The organism is Streptoverticillium olivoreticuli subsp. olivoreticuli, from assembly GCF_003391135.1.
GTDB lineage: Bacteria > Actinomycetota > Actinomycetes > Streptomycetales > Streptomycetaceae > Streptomyces > Streptomyces blastmyceticus.
Map to the genome: position 1 here is coordinate 6620921 of NZ_CP031455.1, position 18156 is coordinate 6639076.

Genomic DNA, 18156 nt, shown 5'->3' on the forward strand with positions numbered 1-18156 from the left:
TTTTCCGTGACCACCATCGACCTGGTGTCGTACGAGGACGCCCTGGCGTCCTACGACCCCGTCATGGGCCTCGAAGTCCATGTCGAGCTCGGCACCCGGACCAAGATGTTCTGCGGGTGCTCCACCGAGCTGGGCGCCGAGCCCAACTCGCAGACCTGCCCCACCTGCCTCGGCCTGCCCGGCTCGCTGCCGGTCGTCAACGCCATCGGCGTCGAGTCCGCCGTGAAGATCGGTCTCGCGCTGCACTGCGAGATCGCCGAGTGGTGCCGCTTCGCCCGGAAGAACTACTTCTATCCGGACATGCCGAAGAACTTCCAGACCTCGCAGTACGACGAGCCGATCGCCTTCAACGGCTATCTGGACGTCCAGCTGGAGGACGGCGAGGTCTTCCGCGTGGAGATCGAGCGCGCCCACATGGAGGAGGACACCGGCAAGTCCACCCACGTGGGCGGTGCCACCGGCCGCATCCACGGCGCCTCGCACTCCCTGCTCGACTACAACCGGGCCGGCATCCCGCTCATCGAGATCGTCACCAAGCCGATCGAGGGCGCGGGCGAGCGGGCCCCCGAGGTCGCCAAGGCGTACGTCGCCGAGCTGCGCGAGCTCATCAAGGCGCTCGGCGTCTCCGAGGCCCGGATGGAAATGGGCCAGATGCGCTGCGACGTCAACCTGTCGCTGCGCCCGAACGGCACCGAGAAGTTCGGCACCCGCTCGGAGACGAAGAACGTCAACTCGCTGCGTTCCGTCGAGCGGGCCGCCCGCTTCGAGATCATGCGGCACGCGGCGGTGCTGTCCTCCGGTGGCACGATCGTGCAGGAGACCCGGCACTTCCACGAGGAGGACGGGTCCACCACGGCGGGCCGTATCAAGGACAACGCCGAGGACTACCGCTACTTCCCCGAGCCGGACCTGGTGCCGGTCGCTCCCGCCCGGGAGTGGGTGGAGGAGCTCCGCAAGGGGCTGCCCGAGCTGCCGCGCGTGCGCCGCAACCGGCTCCGCGAGGAGTGGGGCGTCTCCGAGCACGACATGCAGTCGATCCTCAACGCCGGTGCCGTCGACCTGATCGTCGCCACCATCGAGGCCGGTGCCGACGCGGCCTCCGCCCGCAAGTGGTGGATGGGCGAGCTGGCCCGCCGGGCCAACGAGGCCGGTACGGACCTCGCGGCGCTGGAGATCACCCCGGTGCAGGTCGCACGCGTGTGCGCGCTGGTCGCCGAGGGCTCGCTCAACGACAAGCTGGCCCGCCAGGTCATCGAGGGCGTGCTCGCGGGCGAGGGCGACCCGGACGCCGTCGTGGCGGCCCGCGGGCTCGCGGTCGTCTCCGACGACAGCGCGCTGGGCACCGCGGTGGACGAGGCCATCGCGGCCAACGCCGGCATCGCGGACAAGATCCGCGCGGGCAAGGTCGCGGCGGCGGGCGCGCTCGTCGGCGCGGTCATGAAGGCCACCCGCGGCCAGGCGGACGCGGCCCGCGTCCGTGAGCTCATCCTTGAGCGGCTGGGCGTCGAGGGCTGACCCCAGCCGTCGCAGCCGCCACAGCCGTCAATGGCCGTCCCTCACGCGAGGGGCGGCCATTGTCGTATAGCCGAATAACCGAATTCGGCCGTACTTAACGAGAGTTGGCCGGATTTAGCCGTTACGTCCGCCGGGGGTGTAAGCGGTCCGGCATGATCGCGGGGTGCGGGCCCAGGGTGTGTCCGCGACCAATGGCTGGGGGTAGTGATGCGACGGTTGAGCAGGGCGCTGACGGCGCTCGTGCTGGCGGGCGCCGGGCTGGCGGCGACGACGGTTCCGGCCGTCGCGGCCGACGGCGACACGGGGAGCACCTCGCCCGCCGTGCGCTGCGAGACCGACTGGGGAAGCCTGGCCAAGGCGAGCGCGGACAGCGCCTACAAGTCGCTGCGGGACATCAGAACCGGACAGCACGACTGCTTCGACCGCATGGTCTTCGAAGTCAAGGGCACCGGCGAGCGCCCGATCGGCTATCGCGTGGCCTATGTCGACAAACTGCACCAGGACGGTTCGGGCGAGCCGGTCCCGGTGGGCGGCGACGCGATCCTGGAGATCAGGGTGGCCGCGCCCAGCTACGACCCGACCACGGGCCTGCGCACCTACCGCGGCCGGGTCGGGGAGCCGCTGCGGGGCGTGGACCTCACCGGCTACCGCACCTTCCGGGACACCCGCTACGCGAGCAGCTTCGAGGGCGACACCCAGATCGGGCTGGGCCTGCGGGCGCGGCTGCCGTTCCGCGTCTTCCAGTACGGCCACCTCGTGGTCGTCGACGTGGCCCACACCTGGGACTCCGCCCCGCTGACGGTGGAGCCGCGCGGGCAGGCGTGACCCCCGGCCGGGGCCATGTGGGCTGGACCACAAAGCGGACAAAGGATCTTTTTCGCCTGTCACAGTGGCGGCAGAGGTCCTCCCCGCGTTTCCCGCGTACGGCGGGGCCTCCCGCCCTCCAGCTCCAGCGGTCGTCACCACGGGTCATTTCCCGGCGAGGTCGACGCGATACCCGGGAAGCAGGGAATGACCTCACTTGCCCGGTGGTGCCTGCGCCGCCGCCTCGTCGTCATCGTGCTGTGGCTCGTCGCCCTGCTGGGCACGGGCGCGGCCGCCACGTTCTCCGGCTCCGCGTACTCCAACGACTACGGCGTCCCCGGCACCGAGTCCGCCCGCGCCACCGCGCTCCTGCAGAAGGCGTTCCCCGGCGAGGGCGGCGACGACACCATCGTCTGGCACACCGACTCCGGCACCGTCCGCGCCCCCGACGTCGAGCAGCGCATGAGCGCCGTCCTGCGCGAGGTCGCCGCGCTGCCCGGGGTCGCCGGGGTCGGCAGCCCGTACGGCAGCGACGGCGCGGGCCGCATCAGCCCGGACGGGCACACCGCCTACGCCTCCCTGAGCTTCGCCGACAAGGGCGGCGATCCGGACAAGGCGCAGGTCCAGCGCGTCGTCGACACCGCGCGGGCCGCCGCCACGGACCATATGCAGGTCGCGCTCGGCGGCAGCTCCGTCGCCACCACCGAAGGGTCGAGCGGCCACCTCAGCGAGATCATCGGCGTGCTGGTCGCGGCGGTCGTGCTGTTCGTCGTCTTCGGCTCGCTCGCCGCCAGCCTGCTGCCCATCGCCACCGCCCTCGTCGGCGTCGGCACCGCCGCCATGGGCACCGTCCTGCTCGGCCACGTCATGACCGTCGCCGACTTCGCCCCGATGCTGGGCACCCTCATCGGGCTCGGCGTGGGCATCGACTACGCCCTCTTCATCGTCACCCGGCACCGCAAGGGCCTCAGGGCGGGCCTGTCCGTGCAGGAGGCGGCCGAGCGCGCCGTCGCCACCACCGGGCGCGCCGTCGTCTTCGCGGGCGGCACCGTCTGCGTGGCACTGCTCGGCATGCTGATCCTGCGGCTGAGCTTCCTCAACGGCGTCGCCCTCGCCGCCTCGCTGACCGTCGTCCTCACCGTCGCGGCCTCCATCACCCTGCTGCCCGCGCTGCTCGGGCTGATCGGCCATCGCGCCCTCAGCCGCCGCGAACGCCGCAGCCTCGCCGAGCGCGGCCCCCGCCCGGAGCTCCCCACCGGGCTCGCCGCCCGCTGGTCGGCCTTCGTCGAGCGCCACCCCAAGCTGCTGGGCGGCCTGGCGGCCGCCGTGATGCTGGTCCTCGCGCTGCCGGTGTTCTCCCTGCACCTGGGCACCTCCGACCAGGGCAACAACCCGGCGACGTCCACCACCCGCCAGGCGTACGACATGCTCGGCAAGGGCTTCGGCCCGGGCGTCAACGGCCCGCTGACCCTCGTCGCGCCCCTCGACAGCGCCGCCGACCGGCTCGCCTTCAACCGCCTCCCCGACACGCTCCGCCACACCGAGGGCATCGCCTCCGTCAGCCCCTCGACCCTGAACCACAGCGGCGACACCGGTGTGATCACCGTCGTGCCCACCACCTCACCGCAGTCCCGCGCCACCAGCGACCTCGTCGACCGGCTGCGCACCACGGTGCTGCCGCGGGCCACGGACGGCACCGGGGCGGACGTCCAGGTCGGCGGCATCACCGCGAGCTACGACGACTTCGCGGGCATCATCCTGGGCAAGCTGCCGCTGTTCATCGGCACCGTCGTGGGCCTCGGCTGTCTGCTGCTCCTGCTGGCCTTCCGCAGCATCGGCATACCGCTGAAGGCGGCGCTGATGAACATCGCCGCGGTCGCCTCCTCCTTCGGCCTGATCGTCGCGGTCTTCCAGTGGGGCTGGGGCAGCGAGTCTCTCGGCCTGGGCGCCGCGGGCCCCATCGAGCCCTTCCTGCCGGTCGTCATGGTCTCGGTCCTCTTCGGCCTCTCCATGGACTACCAGGTCTTCCTGGTCAGCCGGATGTACGAGGAGTGGCGGGCCACCCGCGACAACTGCCGCGCGGTACGGGTCGGCCTCGCGGAGACCAGCCGCGTCATCAACTCCGCCGCGGTGATCATGATTGCGGTCTTCCTGGCGTTCGTGCTGAGCGGCGACCGGGTGATCGCGATGTTCGGCATCGGCCTGGCGGCGGCGGTGGCCCTGGACGCGTTCGTGCTGCGCACGCTGCTGGTGCCGGCGCTGATGCATATGTTGGGGGGCGCGAATTGGTGGCTGCCGGGGTGGTTGGACCGCGTGCTTCCGCGAGTGAGCATCGAGGCGCCGGACGCGCCTTCGGCGCCGGTGCCGATCCCTGTGGGCGCCCCGGTTCTTGTTCCCCAGCCCCGCCCCTTCCCGTAACTGGGGCTGCGCCCCAGACCCCGGAAAGCGGCTGCGCCGCTTGTCCTCAATCGCCGGACGGGCTGAATTCAGCGCGCGAAGCGTGCTTCGGGGTCACGTCACCTCGACGCGCAGGATGCGGTCGTCCTCCGGGCCCGGCCGGCCACGGCCGTCCGTGTTGCTCGTCGTGAGCCACAGACCCCCGTCGTCCGTCGCGACCACCGTGCGCAAGCGGCCGTACTCGCCCGACAGGAACGACTGCGGTTCCGCGGCCGGTGACGCGCCCTTCAAGGGGATGCGCCACAGGCGCGAGCCCCGCAGGGCGGCCATCCAGAGGGAACCCTTCGCGTAGGCGAGCCCGCTCGGCGAAGCCTCCGCCGGCTTCCACTGGGCGACGGGGTCGCGATATCCGGAGCGGCCGGCCTTGCCCTCCACCACCGGCCAGCCGTAATTGCCGCCCGGCTCGATCAGGTTGAGCTCGTCCCACGTGTCCTGGCCGAACTCCGACGCCCACAGTCGCTTGTCCGCGTCCCACGCGAGCCCCTGCACATTGCGGTGGCCCAAGGAGTAGATCACCGAGTCGGCCCGCGGATTGCGGGGCGCGGGATGCCCGTCCGGCGTCATCCGGAGGATCTTGCCGCCGAAGGACCCGGGGTCCTGGGCGAGGCCGCGGTCACCGCCCTCGCCGGTGCCCGCGTACAGCATCCCGTCGGGGCCGAACGCGATCCGGCCGCCGTTGTGGATCTGCCCCTTGGGGATGCCCTGGAAGATCGTGTTGGGCGCGCCCAGCCGCAGCCCGTCGGGCTTGCCCGCGTCGTAGCGCAGCTGCGCGATCCGGTTGTCCGAGGCGGTGGTGAAGTAGGCGTACAGCAGGTGGTCCGTGACGTAGTCGGGGGAGAGCGCCAGGCCGAGCAGCCCGCCCTCGCCCGCCGCCGCGACGCCCGGCACCGAGCCCACCTCGCTCTGCGCGCCGTCCTTCGCGGCCACGCGGATGATCTTCCCCGTGTCGCGGGAGCCCACCAGCAGGTCGCCGCCGGGCAGCGGGGCGACGCCCCAGGGGGAGGTGAGCTTGGTGGCGAGCGTACGGACGACCTTCACCGAACCCTCGGCGGGCGCCGCGGGCACGGAAGGGGCGCCCGTGCCGGGGGAGTTGGCGCCCGACGGCCCCGAGCCCGGCGTGCCGCGGCCCGGCAGGCCCGCGCCGCCGTCCGAACAGCCCGCGACGGCCAGCAGCGCGCAGACCGTCAGCGCGGCCGTGGCAGCGGCGAGGCGGGGGCGCGTCGCACGTCGTCGCATGGTTCGTTCCTCTCGCCGGGGCGGGGCGGCGTGCCGGATCGGCCGCGGCCCAGTTCCTTATACACGCTCGCGTACGAGCTGACGCGGACCCGGCTCGACCCACGGGCACGCGCCCCTCAGTCCCACGACCCCATGGCCTTCGGCAGCGCCGCGATCTCCGCGAAGTCCTCCGGCGTGAGCCGCAGTTGCGCGGCCGCCGCGTTCTGCACCACCCACCCGGCCTTCTTCGTGCCGGGCACCGGCACCACGTGCCGCCCCTGCGCCAGCACCCAGGCCAGGGCGACCTGCGCGGCCGTCGCGCCGTGCCGGCCCGCCACCCGCCGCAGCCCGGCCACTATCGGCTGGTTGGCCGCCATCATCTCGGCGGTGAACCGGGGGTGCCGCGCCCGGATGTCCTCGGGTTCGAAGCCCTGCCCCGGGGTGAGCGTGCCGCTGAGGAAACCGTTCCCCAGGGGCATCGCCGCGAGCAGTCCGACGCCCCGCGACGCACACCACGGGACGAGCGAGTCCAGCGCCTCCCGGGACCAGACCGACAGCTCCGCCTGTACACAGCTCACCGGGAAGACCTGCTGTATTCGCTCCAGCTGGCGGATCGTCGCGTCGTACAGCCCGGCACGCGACCTGCGGCGGGTCCGCGCGCCGATCGCGCACCACCCCAGGGCCCGGACCTTGCCCGCCGAGACCAGGTCCGCCATCGCCCCCCAGGTCTCCTCGACCGGCACCTCCGGGTCCGGCCGGTGCAGCTGGTAGACGTCGATCACATCGGTCTGGAGCCGGCGCAGCGAGGCGTCGCACGCCCGCTTCACATAGCCGGGCCGGCCGTTGGCGACGATGTGCTGATCGCCCACCAGCAGCCCGCACTTGGTCGACACAAAGGCTTCCTTGCGCCGCTCCCGCAACACCCGCCCCACCAACAGCTCATTGGTGAACGGCCCGTACATGTCCGCGGTGTCCAGCAGGGTCGTCCCCGCGTCGAGCGCCGCGTGCACCGTGCGCAGCGCGCCCTCACCGCTCTGCTGAGAGGCCGTGTACGCCCAGTGCATGGGCATGCACCCGAGGCCGATCGCGCCCACTTCGAGCGCCGCCGCACCGATTGTCCTGCGCTCCACCGGCCGTTCCCTCCCGTTCCTCGTCCCCAAACTAACCTCTGCCGGGCAGGCGGCTTCGCATAGCCTCCTGGCATGAGTGCAGATGACAGCGGTTCCGCCCGCCCCCTGGCCTGGCTGCCGATCCGGCCCGAGGAGATCGACGGCCTCCCCGGTGCCCTGGACTACGCCTACTGGAACGGCGAACCCGACTACCCCACCGACCCCGCCCGCTGCGCCTTCTACGTACCGCCCTATGTGACCAGCGGTGACATCGGCGTCCGCCCGCTGTCCGCCATGACGGGACTGCGGGTCGTCCAGACGCTCACCGCGGGTGTCGACAACATCCTCCCCGCCGTTCCCTCGCTGCCGTCGGGCACCCTCCTGTGCAACGCCCGCGGCCTGCACGACACCAGCACCGCCGAACTCGCCCTCACGCTCGTCCTCGCCGCGCTGCGCGACATCCCCGGCTTCGTGCGGGCGCAGGACGCGGGGGAGTGGGCGCAGGGTTTCCGTCCCGCGCTCGCGGACAAGAACGTGCTGATCGTCGGCTACGGTTCCATCGGATCCGCCATCGAGGACCGGCTCGTGCCCTTTGAGTGCGCGCGGGTCGTACGCGTCGCGCGCTCCCCGCGTGAAACGCCCCGCGGGCCCGTCCACCCCGTCACCGCGCTCCCGGAGCTCCTCCCCGGCGCCGATGTCGTGATCATCGCGACGCCGCTCACACCGGACACCCGCGGTCTGGTGGGCGCCGGTTTCCTGGCCGCGATGAAGGACGGCGCCCTGCTGGTCAACATCGCGCGCGGCGCGATCGTCGACACCGGGGCGCTCCTCGCCGAGCTGGAGAGCGGCAGGCTGCGGGCGGCGCTCGACGTCACCGACCCCGAGCCGCTGCCGGCGGGCCATCCGCTGTGGAGCGCGCCCGGCGCCCTGATCACCCCCCATGTGGGTGGGCCCTCTTCGGCCTTTCTGCCCCGCGCCGAACGACTCCTGCGTGATCAGCTGGCCAGATTCGCTCTGGACGCACCCCTGCAAAATGTCGTAGTCACTGCCCCCTAGTTGCCACGTAGAGGTACCGTTCGGCTGCACTCAGTGTTCATAACCCCGTTGCTGATTACGCTATGTATATGAGCTATGTCCCTGAGTGACGAGTCTGGTGTATCGTCCGGACCGGGGGCTGCGCCGGGCACCGTACGGCGCAGCGAAGTACCGGCACTGAGGGGGGCGACGGGCGATGCACGGCCACTGGACGATCAACCCGACGCGGCTCACGCACCGACCACGACAGCGCGGCGCGGCGGTTCCGCCGACGCGGCTGGCCCGACTTCCCTGGCTGTTCCGCCTCCGGCCCAGGCCGGGCAGTCCGGGGCGGCGTCCCCATCTCTCCGTCCTCCGGGCCCACTTCGCCTGGCTCGGGGTCTCGCCCGGGACGGCGGCGCGGTGAGCGCCCCCGGAGCGGCGCTGTCCCGTCGGCCGGCCGGCGGTTCCGGGCCGGCGTCCCAGCTCCTCCTCGCCCTCGTCTGCGGCGGCTACGCGACGGGCGCGGCCTTCGGCTGGGGATCGAGCGAGCTGGCCTCCGCCATGGGCGACTTCGGCCTCGGCGGCGCCGCTGCCCTCGCGGCCGTCTCCTGCTTCTGGTACGGGCGGACGCACAAGACGCGCTTCCGGCTCGCCTGGCTGCTCTTCGCGGCCTCCTCGGCGATGGCCGGCCTCGGCAACATCGTCTGGGGGTGGTACGAGGTCGTCCTCGACGAGCGCGTACCCACCCCGTCACCGGCCGACTTCTGCTTCCTGCTCTTCGCGCCGCCGGCCATCATCGGCCTGCTCGTCCTCGCCAGGCGCCCCGTCACCCGCGCCGGCTGGGTCTGCCTGGCCCTCGACGCGTGGCTGACCGGCGGCTCCCTGCTGACCCTGTCCTGGAGCCTGGCGCTCGCGCACACCGCGCACTTCCAGGGCGAGACCGTGGCGCACGCCGCCCTCTCGCTCGCCTATCCGCTGCTGGACATCGCCCTGGTGTCGATGGTCCTCGCGCTGCACTTCCGGCGCTCCACCGCCAACCGCTCCGCCATCAACACCGCCATCGCGGCCCTCGCGCTGACCGTCCTGTGCGACGCGCTGTTCACCTCGCCGCTGCTGCGCTCGCACTACCGCTCCGGCCAGATCCTCGACGCCGGCTGGTTCGCGGGCTACATGCTCATGGCGTACGCCCCCTGGGTGGCCCGGGAGGAGGGTGACGACACCGCGGTGCCCGCCCGCACCGTCCAGCACCTGCACCACCCCAGCCGGCCCATCGCCGGCTCGCTCGCCGCCCTCACCCCTTATCTCGCGGCCGCCGTCTGCACCCTGGGGATCCTCTACAACGTCCTGGACGGCCACCACGTCGACCAGGTCGTGCTCTTCACCGGCTGCACGGTGGTCCTCGCGCTCGTCATCCGTCAGGGCATCATGCTGCTCGACAACATCTCGCTCACCCAGGAACTGGCCCAGAAGGAGAACCACTTCAGGTCCCTGGTCCAGGGCTCCAGCGACGTCATCATGATCGCCGCACCCACCGGGATACTGCGCTACGTCAGCCCCGCCGCCGCGGGCGTCTACGGCCGCGAGGCCGAGGAGCTCGTGGGGTCCGAACTGGCCTCGCTGATCCACCCGGAGGACCTCGGCAGAGTCGTCCACGAAGTGCGCCGCTTCCTCGCGGCACCACCCGCCGAGGAGCCCACCACCCGGATCGAGTGCCGCTTCCGCTCCGGCACCGGCGACTGGCTCAATGTCGAGTCCACCGTCAACCGCCACCACGGCGGCCTCATCTTCAACAGCCGTGATGTCACCGAGCGGGTCCGGCTGCAGGCCCAGCTCCAGCACACCGCCGAGCACGACCCGCTCACCGACCTGCCCAACCGCGCCCTGTTCACCAAGCGGGTCCAGCAGGCCCTCGCCGGCCGCAGAGCGACCGACGCCGGGACCGCGGTGCTCTTCATCGACCTCGACGGCTTCAAGGCGGTGAACGACACCGTCGGCCACCAAGCCGGCGACGAGCTGCTGGTCCAGGCGGCCCGTCGCCTCCAGGACTCGGTGCGGTCCGGCGACAGCACCGCCCGGTTCGGAGGCGACGAGTTCGCCGCGCTCATCATCGGCGACGGCACCCGCGACCCAGCGGCGCGCGAATACCGCATCCACGAGATCGCCGACCGGCTCCGGCTCACCCTCTCCCAGCCGTACAGGGTGGAAGGAGGCACCGAGGTCCGCGTGGCCGCAAGCATCGGCGTGGCCTTCGCGGAGCCCGGCATCACCCCCGGCTCCCTGATGCGCAACGCCGACCTCGCGATGTACCGCGCGAAGCAGGCGGGCAAGGGCCGCGTCGAGCTCTACGCACCGCAGATGCAGGCCGACGTGGTGCGCCGCGCCGAGCTGGCCACCCGGCTGCGCACCGCGCTGCACGACGGCGAGTTCGCGCTGCTCCATCAGCCGGTGGTGGAGCTCCAGACCGGCCGGGTCACCGCCGTCGCCGCGCAGCCGCGCTGGCGCTCGGCCCAGGGGATACTGTTCACCCCCGCCGAGTACCTCCGCGTGGCCGAGAGCGAGCGCGGCGACGAGGCCGCGCGCTCGGCCGAACTCGGCCGCTGGACGGTCGAGAAGGCCGTCGAGCAGGCCGCCCACCGCTGCCGCGCCGGCCACCCCGTGCCGGTGTACGTCCAGCTGTCGGCCACCCGTCTGATGGACAAGTCGCTGCCCCCGAAGTACCTCGAAGGGCTGCTCATCCACCACGGCCTGCCCTCCGGCGCGCTCGTCCTGGAGCTGTCCGGCAGCGACCCCAGGGTCCCGCTGGACGAGCTGGAGCGGCGGCTGGTGACCCTGCGCCGGCTCGGCGTCCGGATCGCCCTCGACGGCTTCGGCAGCGGCTACGCGGCGATCAGCGCGCTGCGCAGGCTCCCCATCGACACGCTCAAGCTCGACCGCGGGCTGGTCGACGGCGTGGTGGAGTCCGCCCGGCTGCACAAGATCACCGCGGGGCTGCTGAGGATCGCCACCGACCTCGGGATGCAGTCCGTGGCCGAGGGGGTGGACGTGCCCGAGCAGGCCCTCGCCCTGCGCGCCATGGGCTGCACCCACGGCCTGGGCAAGGCCTTCGCGGGCCCGCTCGACGAGCACCGGCTGCGCTACGCTCTCGATCTCGGCAGCTATCCGGTGCCCCGCTCCGTCGACAGCGCGAATGTGCTCGTCGGAGGCGCGCTGCCGGCCCCGGCGATCATGCCGTCGGGCGCCCGTTCGGGGGCCGCGGGCGGCGCGGGATCCCTCGCGCATGCTCCATTGCGCTCAAATAATGAGACGCCCGTCCCACCCGCTTGACACCTCGTGGGCGGCGGGTGGAGGGTCGGAGCCATGCGCACCCGAATTCTCGTACTTGGAAAGCGCGTCGGCTGAAGCAGGCCACCCAGTAAGTCCTGCTGACCACTCCGGCGCGCTCCCCTCGCTTGCCTCACGGCACGAGGGGTTTTTTGTTGCACCGGATGCACGCAGACCCGCCCAAACCTCCCGTCCTCCGAAGCTGTCGAAGTCGAAACCGTCGAATCCTTACCGTCGAATCCTTCGAGAAGAGAATGTCGATGACCGAGCAGGCCACCGGGGCCCACCATCCGCAGCCGCGGGCCCGAAACGGCGCGGCGCACCAGCCCGCCACCGTCGAGCACGTCACGGGGGCGCAGTCCCTCATCCGCTCGCTGGAGGAGGTAGGGGCGGAGATCGTCTTCGGCATCCCGGGCGGTGCGATCCTCCCCGCGTACGACCCGATGATGGACTCCTCGAAGGTCCGCCACGTGCTCGTCCGGCACGAGCAGGGCGCCGGGCACGCGGCCACCGGGTACGCGCAGGCCACCGGCAAGGTCGGGGTGTGCATGGCGACCTCCGGGCCGGGGGCGACCAACCTCGTCACCCCCATCGCCGACGCCCACATGGACTCCGTCCCGCTGGTGGCCATCACCGGCCAGGTCGCCTCCAAGTCGATCGGCACGGACGCCTTCCAGGAGGCGGACATCTGCGGCATCACCATGCCGATCACCAAGCACAACTGGCTGGTCACCGACCCCGCGGAGATCCCGCGGACCATCGCGGAGGCCTTCCACGTCGCCTCCACCGGCCGCCCCGGCCCGGTCCTCGTCGACATCGCCAAGGACGCCCTCCAGGCGCGGACCGTCTTCAGCTGGCCCCCGCACACCGACCTGCCCGGCTACCGCCCGGTCACCAAGCCGCACGCCAAGCAGATCCGCGAGGCCGCCAAGCTGATCACCCAGGCCAAGCGGCCGGTGCTCTACGTCGGCGGCGGGGTGATGAAGTCCGGTGCCACCGCCGAGCTCAAGGTGCTCGCCGAGCTCACCGGCGCCCCCGTCACCACCACCCTGATGGCGCTGGGCTCCTTCCCCGACAGCCACCCGCTCCACGTCGGCATGCCCGGCATGCACGGCGCGGTCGCCGCCGTCACCGCCCTGCAGAAGTCCGACCTGATCGTGGCCCTCGGCGCCCGCTTCGACGACCGGGTCACCGGCAGGCTCGACTCCTTCGCCCCGTACGCCAAGATCGTCCACGCGGACATCGACCCCGCCGAGATCGGCAAGAACCGCGCCGCCGACGTGCCGATCGTCGGGGACGCCCGCGAGGTCATCGCCGACCTGATCGTCGCCATCCAGACCGAGCACGCCGAGGGCCACGCCGGTGACTACAGCGCCTGGTGGGCCGACCTCAACCGCTGGCGCGACACCTACCCCCTCGGCTACGACCAGCCCGAGGACGGCAGCCTCTCCCCGCAGCAGGTCATCCAGCGCATCGGGCAGCTCGCCCCGCCGGACACGATCTACGCGGCGGGCGTCGGCCAGCACCAGATGTGGGCCTCGCACTTCATCGACTACGAACAGCCCCGCACCTGGCTCAACTCCGGTGGCGCGGGCACCATGGGCTACGCCGTGCCCGCCGCGATGGGTGCCAAGGCCGGCGCCCCCGACCGCACGGTCTGGGCCATCGACGGCGACGGCTGCTTCCAGATGACCAATCAGGAACTGGTCACCTGCGCGCTGAACGACATCCCCGTCAAGGTCGCCATCATCAACAACGGCGCCCTCGGCATGGTCCGCCAGTGGCAGACGCTCTTCTACAACCAGCGCTACTCCAACACCGTCCTGCACTCCGGACCGGAGTCGAGCGGCAAGGAGGCCTGCGCCGGCACCAGGGTCCCGGACTTCGTCAAGCTCGCCGAGGCCATGGGCTGTGTGGGCCTGCGCTGCGAGGACCCGGCCCAGCTCGACTCCGTCATCGAGAAGGCCAACTCCATCAACGACCGCCCGGTCGTGGTGGACTTCATCGTCCACCAGGACGCCATGGTCTGGCCGATGGTCGCCGCCGGAACCTCCAACGACGAGATCCTCGCGGCGCGCGGTGTCCGCCCGGACTTCGGCGACAACGAAGACGACTGAAGCCAGGAGAGGCAAAGAAACCATGACCAAGCACACGCTCTCCGTCCTCGTGGAGAACACCCCCGGCATCCTGACCCGGATCGCCGCCCTGTTCGCCCGCCGCGGCTTCAACATCGACTCGCTCGCCGTCGGCGTCACCGAACACCCCGACATCTCCCGCATCACCATCGTCGTCAACGTCGAGTCGCTGCCGCTGGAGCAGGTCACCAAGCAGCTCAACAAGCTCGTCAACGTGCTGAAGATCGTGGAGCTGGAGGACAGCAACGCGATCCAGCGCGAGCTGGTCCTGGTGAAGGTCCGCGCCGACAACGAGACCCGCTCCCAGATCGTCGAGATCGTCCAGCTCTTCCGCGCCAAGACCGTCGACGTCTCCCCGGAGGCCGTCACCATCGAGGCCACCGGCGGCAGCGACAAGCTGGGCGCGATGCTCAAGATGCTGGAGCCGTTCGGCATCAAGGAGCTGGTGCAGTCCGGGACGATCGCCATAGGGCGCGGCGCCCGCTCCATCACCGACCGCAGCCTGCGCGCCCTGGACCGCACGGCCTGACGGCCCGACCTTCCGCATAACGAGACCCGACGACATTTCCCCGCCCGCCCGTCATACGGTGGGACGCACAACCGGAAACCCGGAAAACAAGGAGATACCTCAGTGGCTGCCGAGCTGTTCTACGACAACGACGCCGACCTGTCCATCATCCAGGGCCGCAAGGTCGCGGTCCTGGGCTACGGCAGCCAGGGCCACGCCCACGCGCTGTCGCTGCGCGACTCCGGCGTCGATGTCCGGGTGGGCCTGCACGAGGGCTCCAAGTCCAAGGCGAAGGCCGAGGAGCAGGGCCTGCGCGTGGTCACGCCCGCCGAGGCCGCGGCCGAGGCCGACGTCATCATGATCCTGGTGCCGGACCCGATCCAGGCCAAGGTCTACGAGGAGTCCGTCAAGGAGCACCTGAAGGACGGCGACGCGCTGTTCTTCGGCCACGGCTTCAACATCCGCTTCGGCTTCATCAAGCCCCCGGCCGGCGTGGACGTCTGCATGGTCGCCCCCAAGGGCCCGGGCCACCTGGTGCGCCGTCAGTACGAGGAGGGCCGCGGCGTGCCGTGCATCGCGGCCGTCGAGCAGGACGCCACCGGCAAGGCCTTCGCGCTGGCGCTCTCCTACGCCAAGGCGATCGGCGGCACCCGCGCCGGCGTCATCAGGACCACCTTCACCGAGGAGACCGAGACCGACCTCTTCGGCGAGCAGGCCGTGCTCTGCGGCGGTGCGTCGGCGCTGGTCAAGGCCGGTTTCGAGACCCTGGTCGAGGCGGGTTACCAGCCGGAGATCGCGTACTTCGAGTGCCTCCACGAGCTCAAGCTGATCGTGGACCTGATGTACGAGGGCGGCCTGGAGAAGATGCGCTGGTCGGTCTCCGAGACCGCCGAGTGGGGCGACTACATCACCGGCCCCCGCATCGTCACCGAGCAGACGAAGGCCGAGATGAAGAAGGTCCTGGGCGAGATCCAGGACGGCACCTTCGCCACCAACTGGATGAAGGAGTACGAGGCGGGCCTGCCGAAGTACAACGAGTACAAGAAGGCCGACGAGGACCACCTGCTGGAGACCACCGGCAAGAAGCTCCGCAAGCTGATGAGCTGGGTCGACGACAAGTAGGCCGTTTCCGGCGCGGGGACCCGGGGGCGCGTTCCCCGGGTCCCCGCGCCGTACTCCGGGGTGACGTTCACCCGTACGCACCCGACCCGGGGTCCAACCCCCGATACACTGCCAACCACAAACGCGTCAGGCTCACAGCGTCGTGCGTCACACGCGGCTGCCCTTCACCGCCTTCGGCCGTCGGGACGGCCGTCCGCAAAGGACTAGTGAGGACCACGTGAGCACAGCTTCGTCCCGTAAACCCGTCGTACTGATCGCGGAGGAGCTCTCGCCCGCGACCGTCGACGCCCTGGGTCCGGACTTCGAGATCCGGCACTGCAACGGCGCGGACCGCGCCGCCCTGCTGCCCGCCATCGTCGATGTGGACGCCGTCCTCGTCCGCAGCGCCACGAAGATCGACGCCGAGGCGATCGCGGCCGCCAAGCGGCTGCGGGTCGTCGCGCGCGCCGGTGTCGGTCTGGACAACGTCGACGTCGCCGCCGCGACCAAGGCCGGCGTGATGGTCGTGAACGCCCCGACCTCCAACATCGTCACCGCCGCCGAGCTCGCGTGCGGCCTGCTGATCGCCACCGCCCGCAACATCCCGCAGGCCAACTCGGCGCTGAAGAACGGCGAGTGGAAGCGTTCGAAGTACACCGGCGTCGAGCTGTCCGAGAAGACCCTCGGCGTCGTCGGTCTCGGCCGCATCGGGGTGCTCGTCGCCCAGCGCATGTCCGCGTTCGGCATGAAGATCGTCGCCTACGACCCCTATGTGCAGCCCGCGCGGGCCGCGCAGATGGGGGTGAAGCTGCTGACGCTGGACGAGCTGCTGGAGGCCGCGGACTTCATCACCGTCCACCTGCCCAAGACCCCCGAGACGCTCGGCCTCATCGGCGACGAGGCGCTGCACAAGGTCAAGCCGTCGGTGCGGATCGTCAACGCCGCGCGCGGCGGGATCGTGGACGAGGCGGCGCTGGCCACGGCGCTGAAGGAGGGCCGGGTCGCGGCCGCGGGCCTGGACGTCTACACCCAGGAGCCGTGCACGGACTCCCCGCTGTTCGAGTTCGACAGCGTGGTCGCCACCCCGCACCTGGGCGCCTCCACGGGCGAGGCGCAGGAGAAGGCGGGCATCGCGGTCGCGAAGTCGGTCCGGCTCGCGCTGGCCGGCGAGCTGGTGCCGGACGCGGTCAACGTCCAGGGCGGTGTCATCGCCGAGGACGTCAAGCCGGGTCTGCCGCTCGCCGAGAAGCTCGGCCGCATCTTCACCGCGCTCGCGGGCGAGGTCGCGGTGCGGCTCGACGTCGAGGTGTACGGCGAGCTCACCCAGCACGACGTCAAGGTGCTCGAACTGTCCGCGCTCAAGGGCGTGTTCGAGGATGTCGTCGACGAGACCGTGTCGTACGTCAACGCCCCGCTGTTCGCGCAGGAGCGGGGTGTCGAGGTCCGCCTGACCACCAGCTCGGAGTCGGCCGAACACCGCAACGTGGTCACCGTGCGCGGCACCCTGTCGGGCGGCGACGAGGTCTCGATCTCCGGCACGCTCGCGGGCCCCAAGCACCTCCAGAAGATCGTCGCGGTCGGTGAGCACGACGTGGACCTGGCGCTCGCCGACCACATGGCGTTCCTGCGCTACGGCGACCGCCCCGGTGTCGTCGGCACGGTCGGCCGGATCCTGGGCGAGGCGGGCATCAACATCGCCGGCATGCAGGTCTCCCGGGCGCGGGAGGGCGGCGAGGCCCTGGTCGCCCTGACCGTCGACGAATCCATCCCGGCACCGGTCCTCGCCGAGATCGCCGAGGAGATCGGCGCGGCGTCGGCGCGCGCGGTGAATCTGACCGACTGAGTCAGGGCACCGGACGGGCCGGACCCGCGGGTCCGGCCCGTCCCGCATTTCAGAGCTTGGCCCGTGCGAAATAGGCGTCAGGATCCTGGCCGTCAGGGGTGGGGTAGAACTGACGGGACCACTTGCGGTGGGCTCCGATGGGGCCGTCGCCGCCGGCGAGCCTGGGCGGCGCGGTGAATCGTTTGTGGTGAAACACTCCGAGGTCGCGGGCCGCGTCCTTCCTGGTCTGCCAGAAGATGGGGTACTGGAGCAGCCGCAGCACCTTCCGGGAGAGCAGCGCGCCGACCGGTCCGGGCGCGTCGGAGTGATCGAGGAATTCCAGGCTGGACGCGAGGCTGTAGCGCATGCGGCCGGGGCCTATGGGCGTGGCGAGCAGCCAATTGACGGAGTAGAGGCCGTATTCGCGCATTTCCACGTTGATGTTGGCGCCGGCGAGTCCTGGGAACTGGTTGAGGAACTCGGACTTCGCGGTGACCGGGCCGATCCTGCGACCTGCCCTCATCGTCACCCGGCCGAAGGGGCCGTCGTACCGCGGGGGCACCACGACTTCCAGGTCGATCAGCCCGTGCAGGTACGTGAGGTGGGTGTAGTCGACGACGTTCTCCGAGACGTCCTGGGGATATCCGCCGAGATCGGTGATCTGATAGACGGGGTCGCGGGCGTGTTCGAGCCCGGTGAGGCCGGCGGACAGCTCCCAGGTCGGGCCCGTGTTCTCGCCATGGTGCCAGACCCAGACGATCCCCCATTCCTCCCGCAGCGGGAGCATGGACAGGGAGATGTCCGGAGCGGGCCCGTAGGGGCTGTGGACACAATCCCCGTTCGTCGAATAGCGGAGATGGTGGAAGGGGCACTGCAGTTCCTCGTCCCGCACTGTGCCGCCGACTCCGAGGTGTGCGCCGAGGTGGGGGCAGTACGGGCGGGTGGCTTTGAGGGTGCCCCGCGCGGTGCGGAACACGACGAGGTCCTCGCCCATGAAGGGGACGGTGTGGACGCTCCCGGGTGCCCACATGTCGGAGAATCCCGCGCAGAACCATCCGTTGGGATAAGGCAGGGCGGGAGGGCCGCTCCGGTACCCGGGTCGGGCCTCATCGGGGAATCGATGGACTCGCGCAGTCGAATTCTTGCGCATTC

At 71.2% G+C, this 18156-nt stretch carries 12 protein-coding genes; 9 read left to right on the forward strand and 3 right to left on the reverse strand.

Annotation, left to right across the window (positions count from 1 at the left end; translation table 11 throughout):
- Positions 1-6: 6 nt before the first annotated feature.
- From gatB to DXZ73_RS29470, 3 genes are all read left to right on the forward strand, one after another.
- Positions 7-1515 (forward strand): Asp-tRNA(Asn)/Glu-tRNA(Gln) amidotransferase subunit GatB, encoded by a 1509-nt coding sequence (gene gatB / locus DXZ73_RS29460; protein WP_116214040.1) that lies wholly within the window; start codon positions 7-9, stop codon positions 1513-1515.
- A gap of 207 nt (positions 1516-1722) precedes the next feature.
- Positions 1723-2340: an AMIN-like domain-containing (lipo)protein gene (locus DXZ73_RS29465; RefSeq protein ID WP_116214041.1), complete on the forward strand. Its 618-nt coding sequence runs from the start codon at positions 1723-1725 to the stop codon at positions 2338-2340.
- A gap of 186 nt (positions 2341-2526) precedes the next feature.
- Positions 2527-4737 (forward strand): MMPL family transporter, encoded by a 2211-nt coding sequence (locus DXZ73_RS29470; RefSeq protein ID WP_116214042.1) that lies wholly within the window; start codon positions 2527-2529, stop codon positions 4735-4737.
- Between the two features lie 93 nt (positions 4738-4830).
- Here the strand turns inward: DXZ73_RS29470 and DXZ73_RS29475 are convergent, their stop codons facing one another.
- Positions 4831-6012: a PQQ-dependent sugar dehydrogenase gene (locus DXZ73_RS29475; protein WP_116214043.1), complete on the reverse strand. Its 1182-nt coding sequence runs from the start codon at positions 6010-6012 to the stop codon at positions 4831-4833.
- Positions 6013-6128: 116 nt separating this feature from the next.
- The gene (locus DXZ73_RS29480) at positions 6129-7121 is read right to left on the reverse strand and encodes an aldo/keto reductase (protein WP_116214044.1); all 993 of its coding nucleotides are present in this window, start codon (positions 7119-7121) and stop codon (positions 6129-6131) included.
- Positions 7122-7193: 72 nt separating this feature from the next.
- On the opposite strand from DXZ73_RS29480, the gene DXZ73_RS29485 reads away from it, so the two are divergent.
- From DXZ73_RS29485 to serA, 6 genes are all read left to right on the forward strand, one after another.
- The gene (locus tag DXZ73_RS29485) at positions 7194-8156 is read left to right on the forward strand and encodes a 2-hydroxyacid dehydrogenase (RefSeq protein ID WP_116214045.1); all 963 of its coding nucleotides are present in this window, start codon (positions 7194-7196) and stop codon (positions 8154-8156) included.
- A 381-nt stretch (positions 8157-8537) separates the two neighbouring features.
- Positions 8538-11441: a putative bifunctional diguanylate cyclase/phosphodiesterase gene (locus DXZ73_RS29490; RefSeq protein WP_162890374.1), complete on the forward strand. Its 2904-nt coding sequence runs from the start codon at positions 8538-8540 to the stop codon at positions 11439-11441.
- Between the two features lie 251 nt (positions 11442-11692).
- Positions 11693-13555: an acetolactate synthase large subunit gene (locus tag DXZ73_RS29495; protein WP_116214046.1), complete on the forward strand. Its 1863-nt coding sequence runs from the start codon at positions 11693-11695 to the stop codon at positions 13553-13555.
- Positions 13556-13577: 22 nt separating this feature from the next.
- Positions 13578-14102: an acetolactate synthase small subunit gene (gene ilvN / locus DXZ73_RS29500; protein WP_116214047.1), complete on the forward strand. Its 525-nt coding sequence runs from the start codon at positions 13578-13580 to the stop codon at positions 14100-14102.
- A gap of 102 nt (positions 14103-14204) precedes the next feature.
- Positions 14205-15203 carry a ketol-acid reductoisomerase gene (ilvC, locus tag DXZ73_RS29505; RefSeq protein WP_116214048.1) on the forward strand — a complete coding sequence of 333 codons (999 nt, stop codon included), beginning with the start codon at positions 14205-14207 and terminating at the stop codon, positions 15201-15203.
- A gap of 217 nt (positions 15204-15420) precedes the next feature.
- Positions 15421-17025 (forward strand): phosphoglycerate dehydrogenase, encoded by a 1605-nt coding sequence (gene serA, locus DXZ73_RS29510; protein WP_116214049.1) that lies wholly within the window; start codon positions 15421-15423, stop codon positions 17023-17025.
- Positions 17026-17074: 49 nt separating this feature from the next.
- Here the strand turns inward: serA and DXZ73_RS29515 are convergent, their stop codons facing one another.
- The gene (locus DXZ73_RS29515; protein ID WP_116214050.1) at positions 17075-18154 is read right to left on the reverse strand and encodes a Rieske 2Fe-2S domain-containing protein; all 1080 of its coding nucleotides are present in this window, start codon (positions 18152-18154) and stop codon (positions 17075-17077) included.
- Positions 18155-18156 lie beyond the last annotated feature (2 nt).

What these genes read in the sequence shown, in the direction of transcription:
- DXZ73_RS29475 (WP_116214043.1), bottom strand. Translation starts at nt 6,012, where the DNA reads ATGCGACGACGTGCGACGCGCCCCCGCCTCGCCGCTGCCACGGCCGCG.
- ilvN (WP_116214047.1), top strand. Translation starts at nt 13,578, where the DNA reads ATGACCAAGCACACGCTCTCCGTCCTCGTGGAGAACACCCCCGGCATC.
- DXZ73_RS29470 (WP_116214042.1), top strand. Translation starts at nt 2,527, where the DNA reads ATGACCTCACTTGCCCGGTGGTGCCTGCGCCGCCGCCTCGTCGTCATC.
- DXZ73_RS29515 (WP_116214050.1), bottom strand. Translation starts at nt 18,154, where the DNA reads ATGCGCAAGAATTCGACTGCGCGAGTCCATCGATTCCCCGATGAGGCC.
- DXZ73_RS29485 (WP_116214045.1), top strand. Translation starts at nt 7,194, where the DNA reads ATGAGTGCAGATGACAGCGGTTCCGCCCGCCCCCTGGCCTGGCTGCCG.
- DXZ73_RS29495 (WP_116214046.1), top strand. Translation starts at nt 11,693, where the DNA reads ATGTCGATGACCGAGCAGGCCACCGGGGCCCACCATCCGCAGCCGCGG.
- DXZ73_RS29465 (WP_116214041.1), top strand. Translation starts at nt 1,723, where the DNA reads ATGCGACGGTTGAGCAGGGCGCTGACGGCGCTCGTGCTGGCGGGCGCC.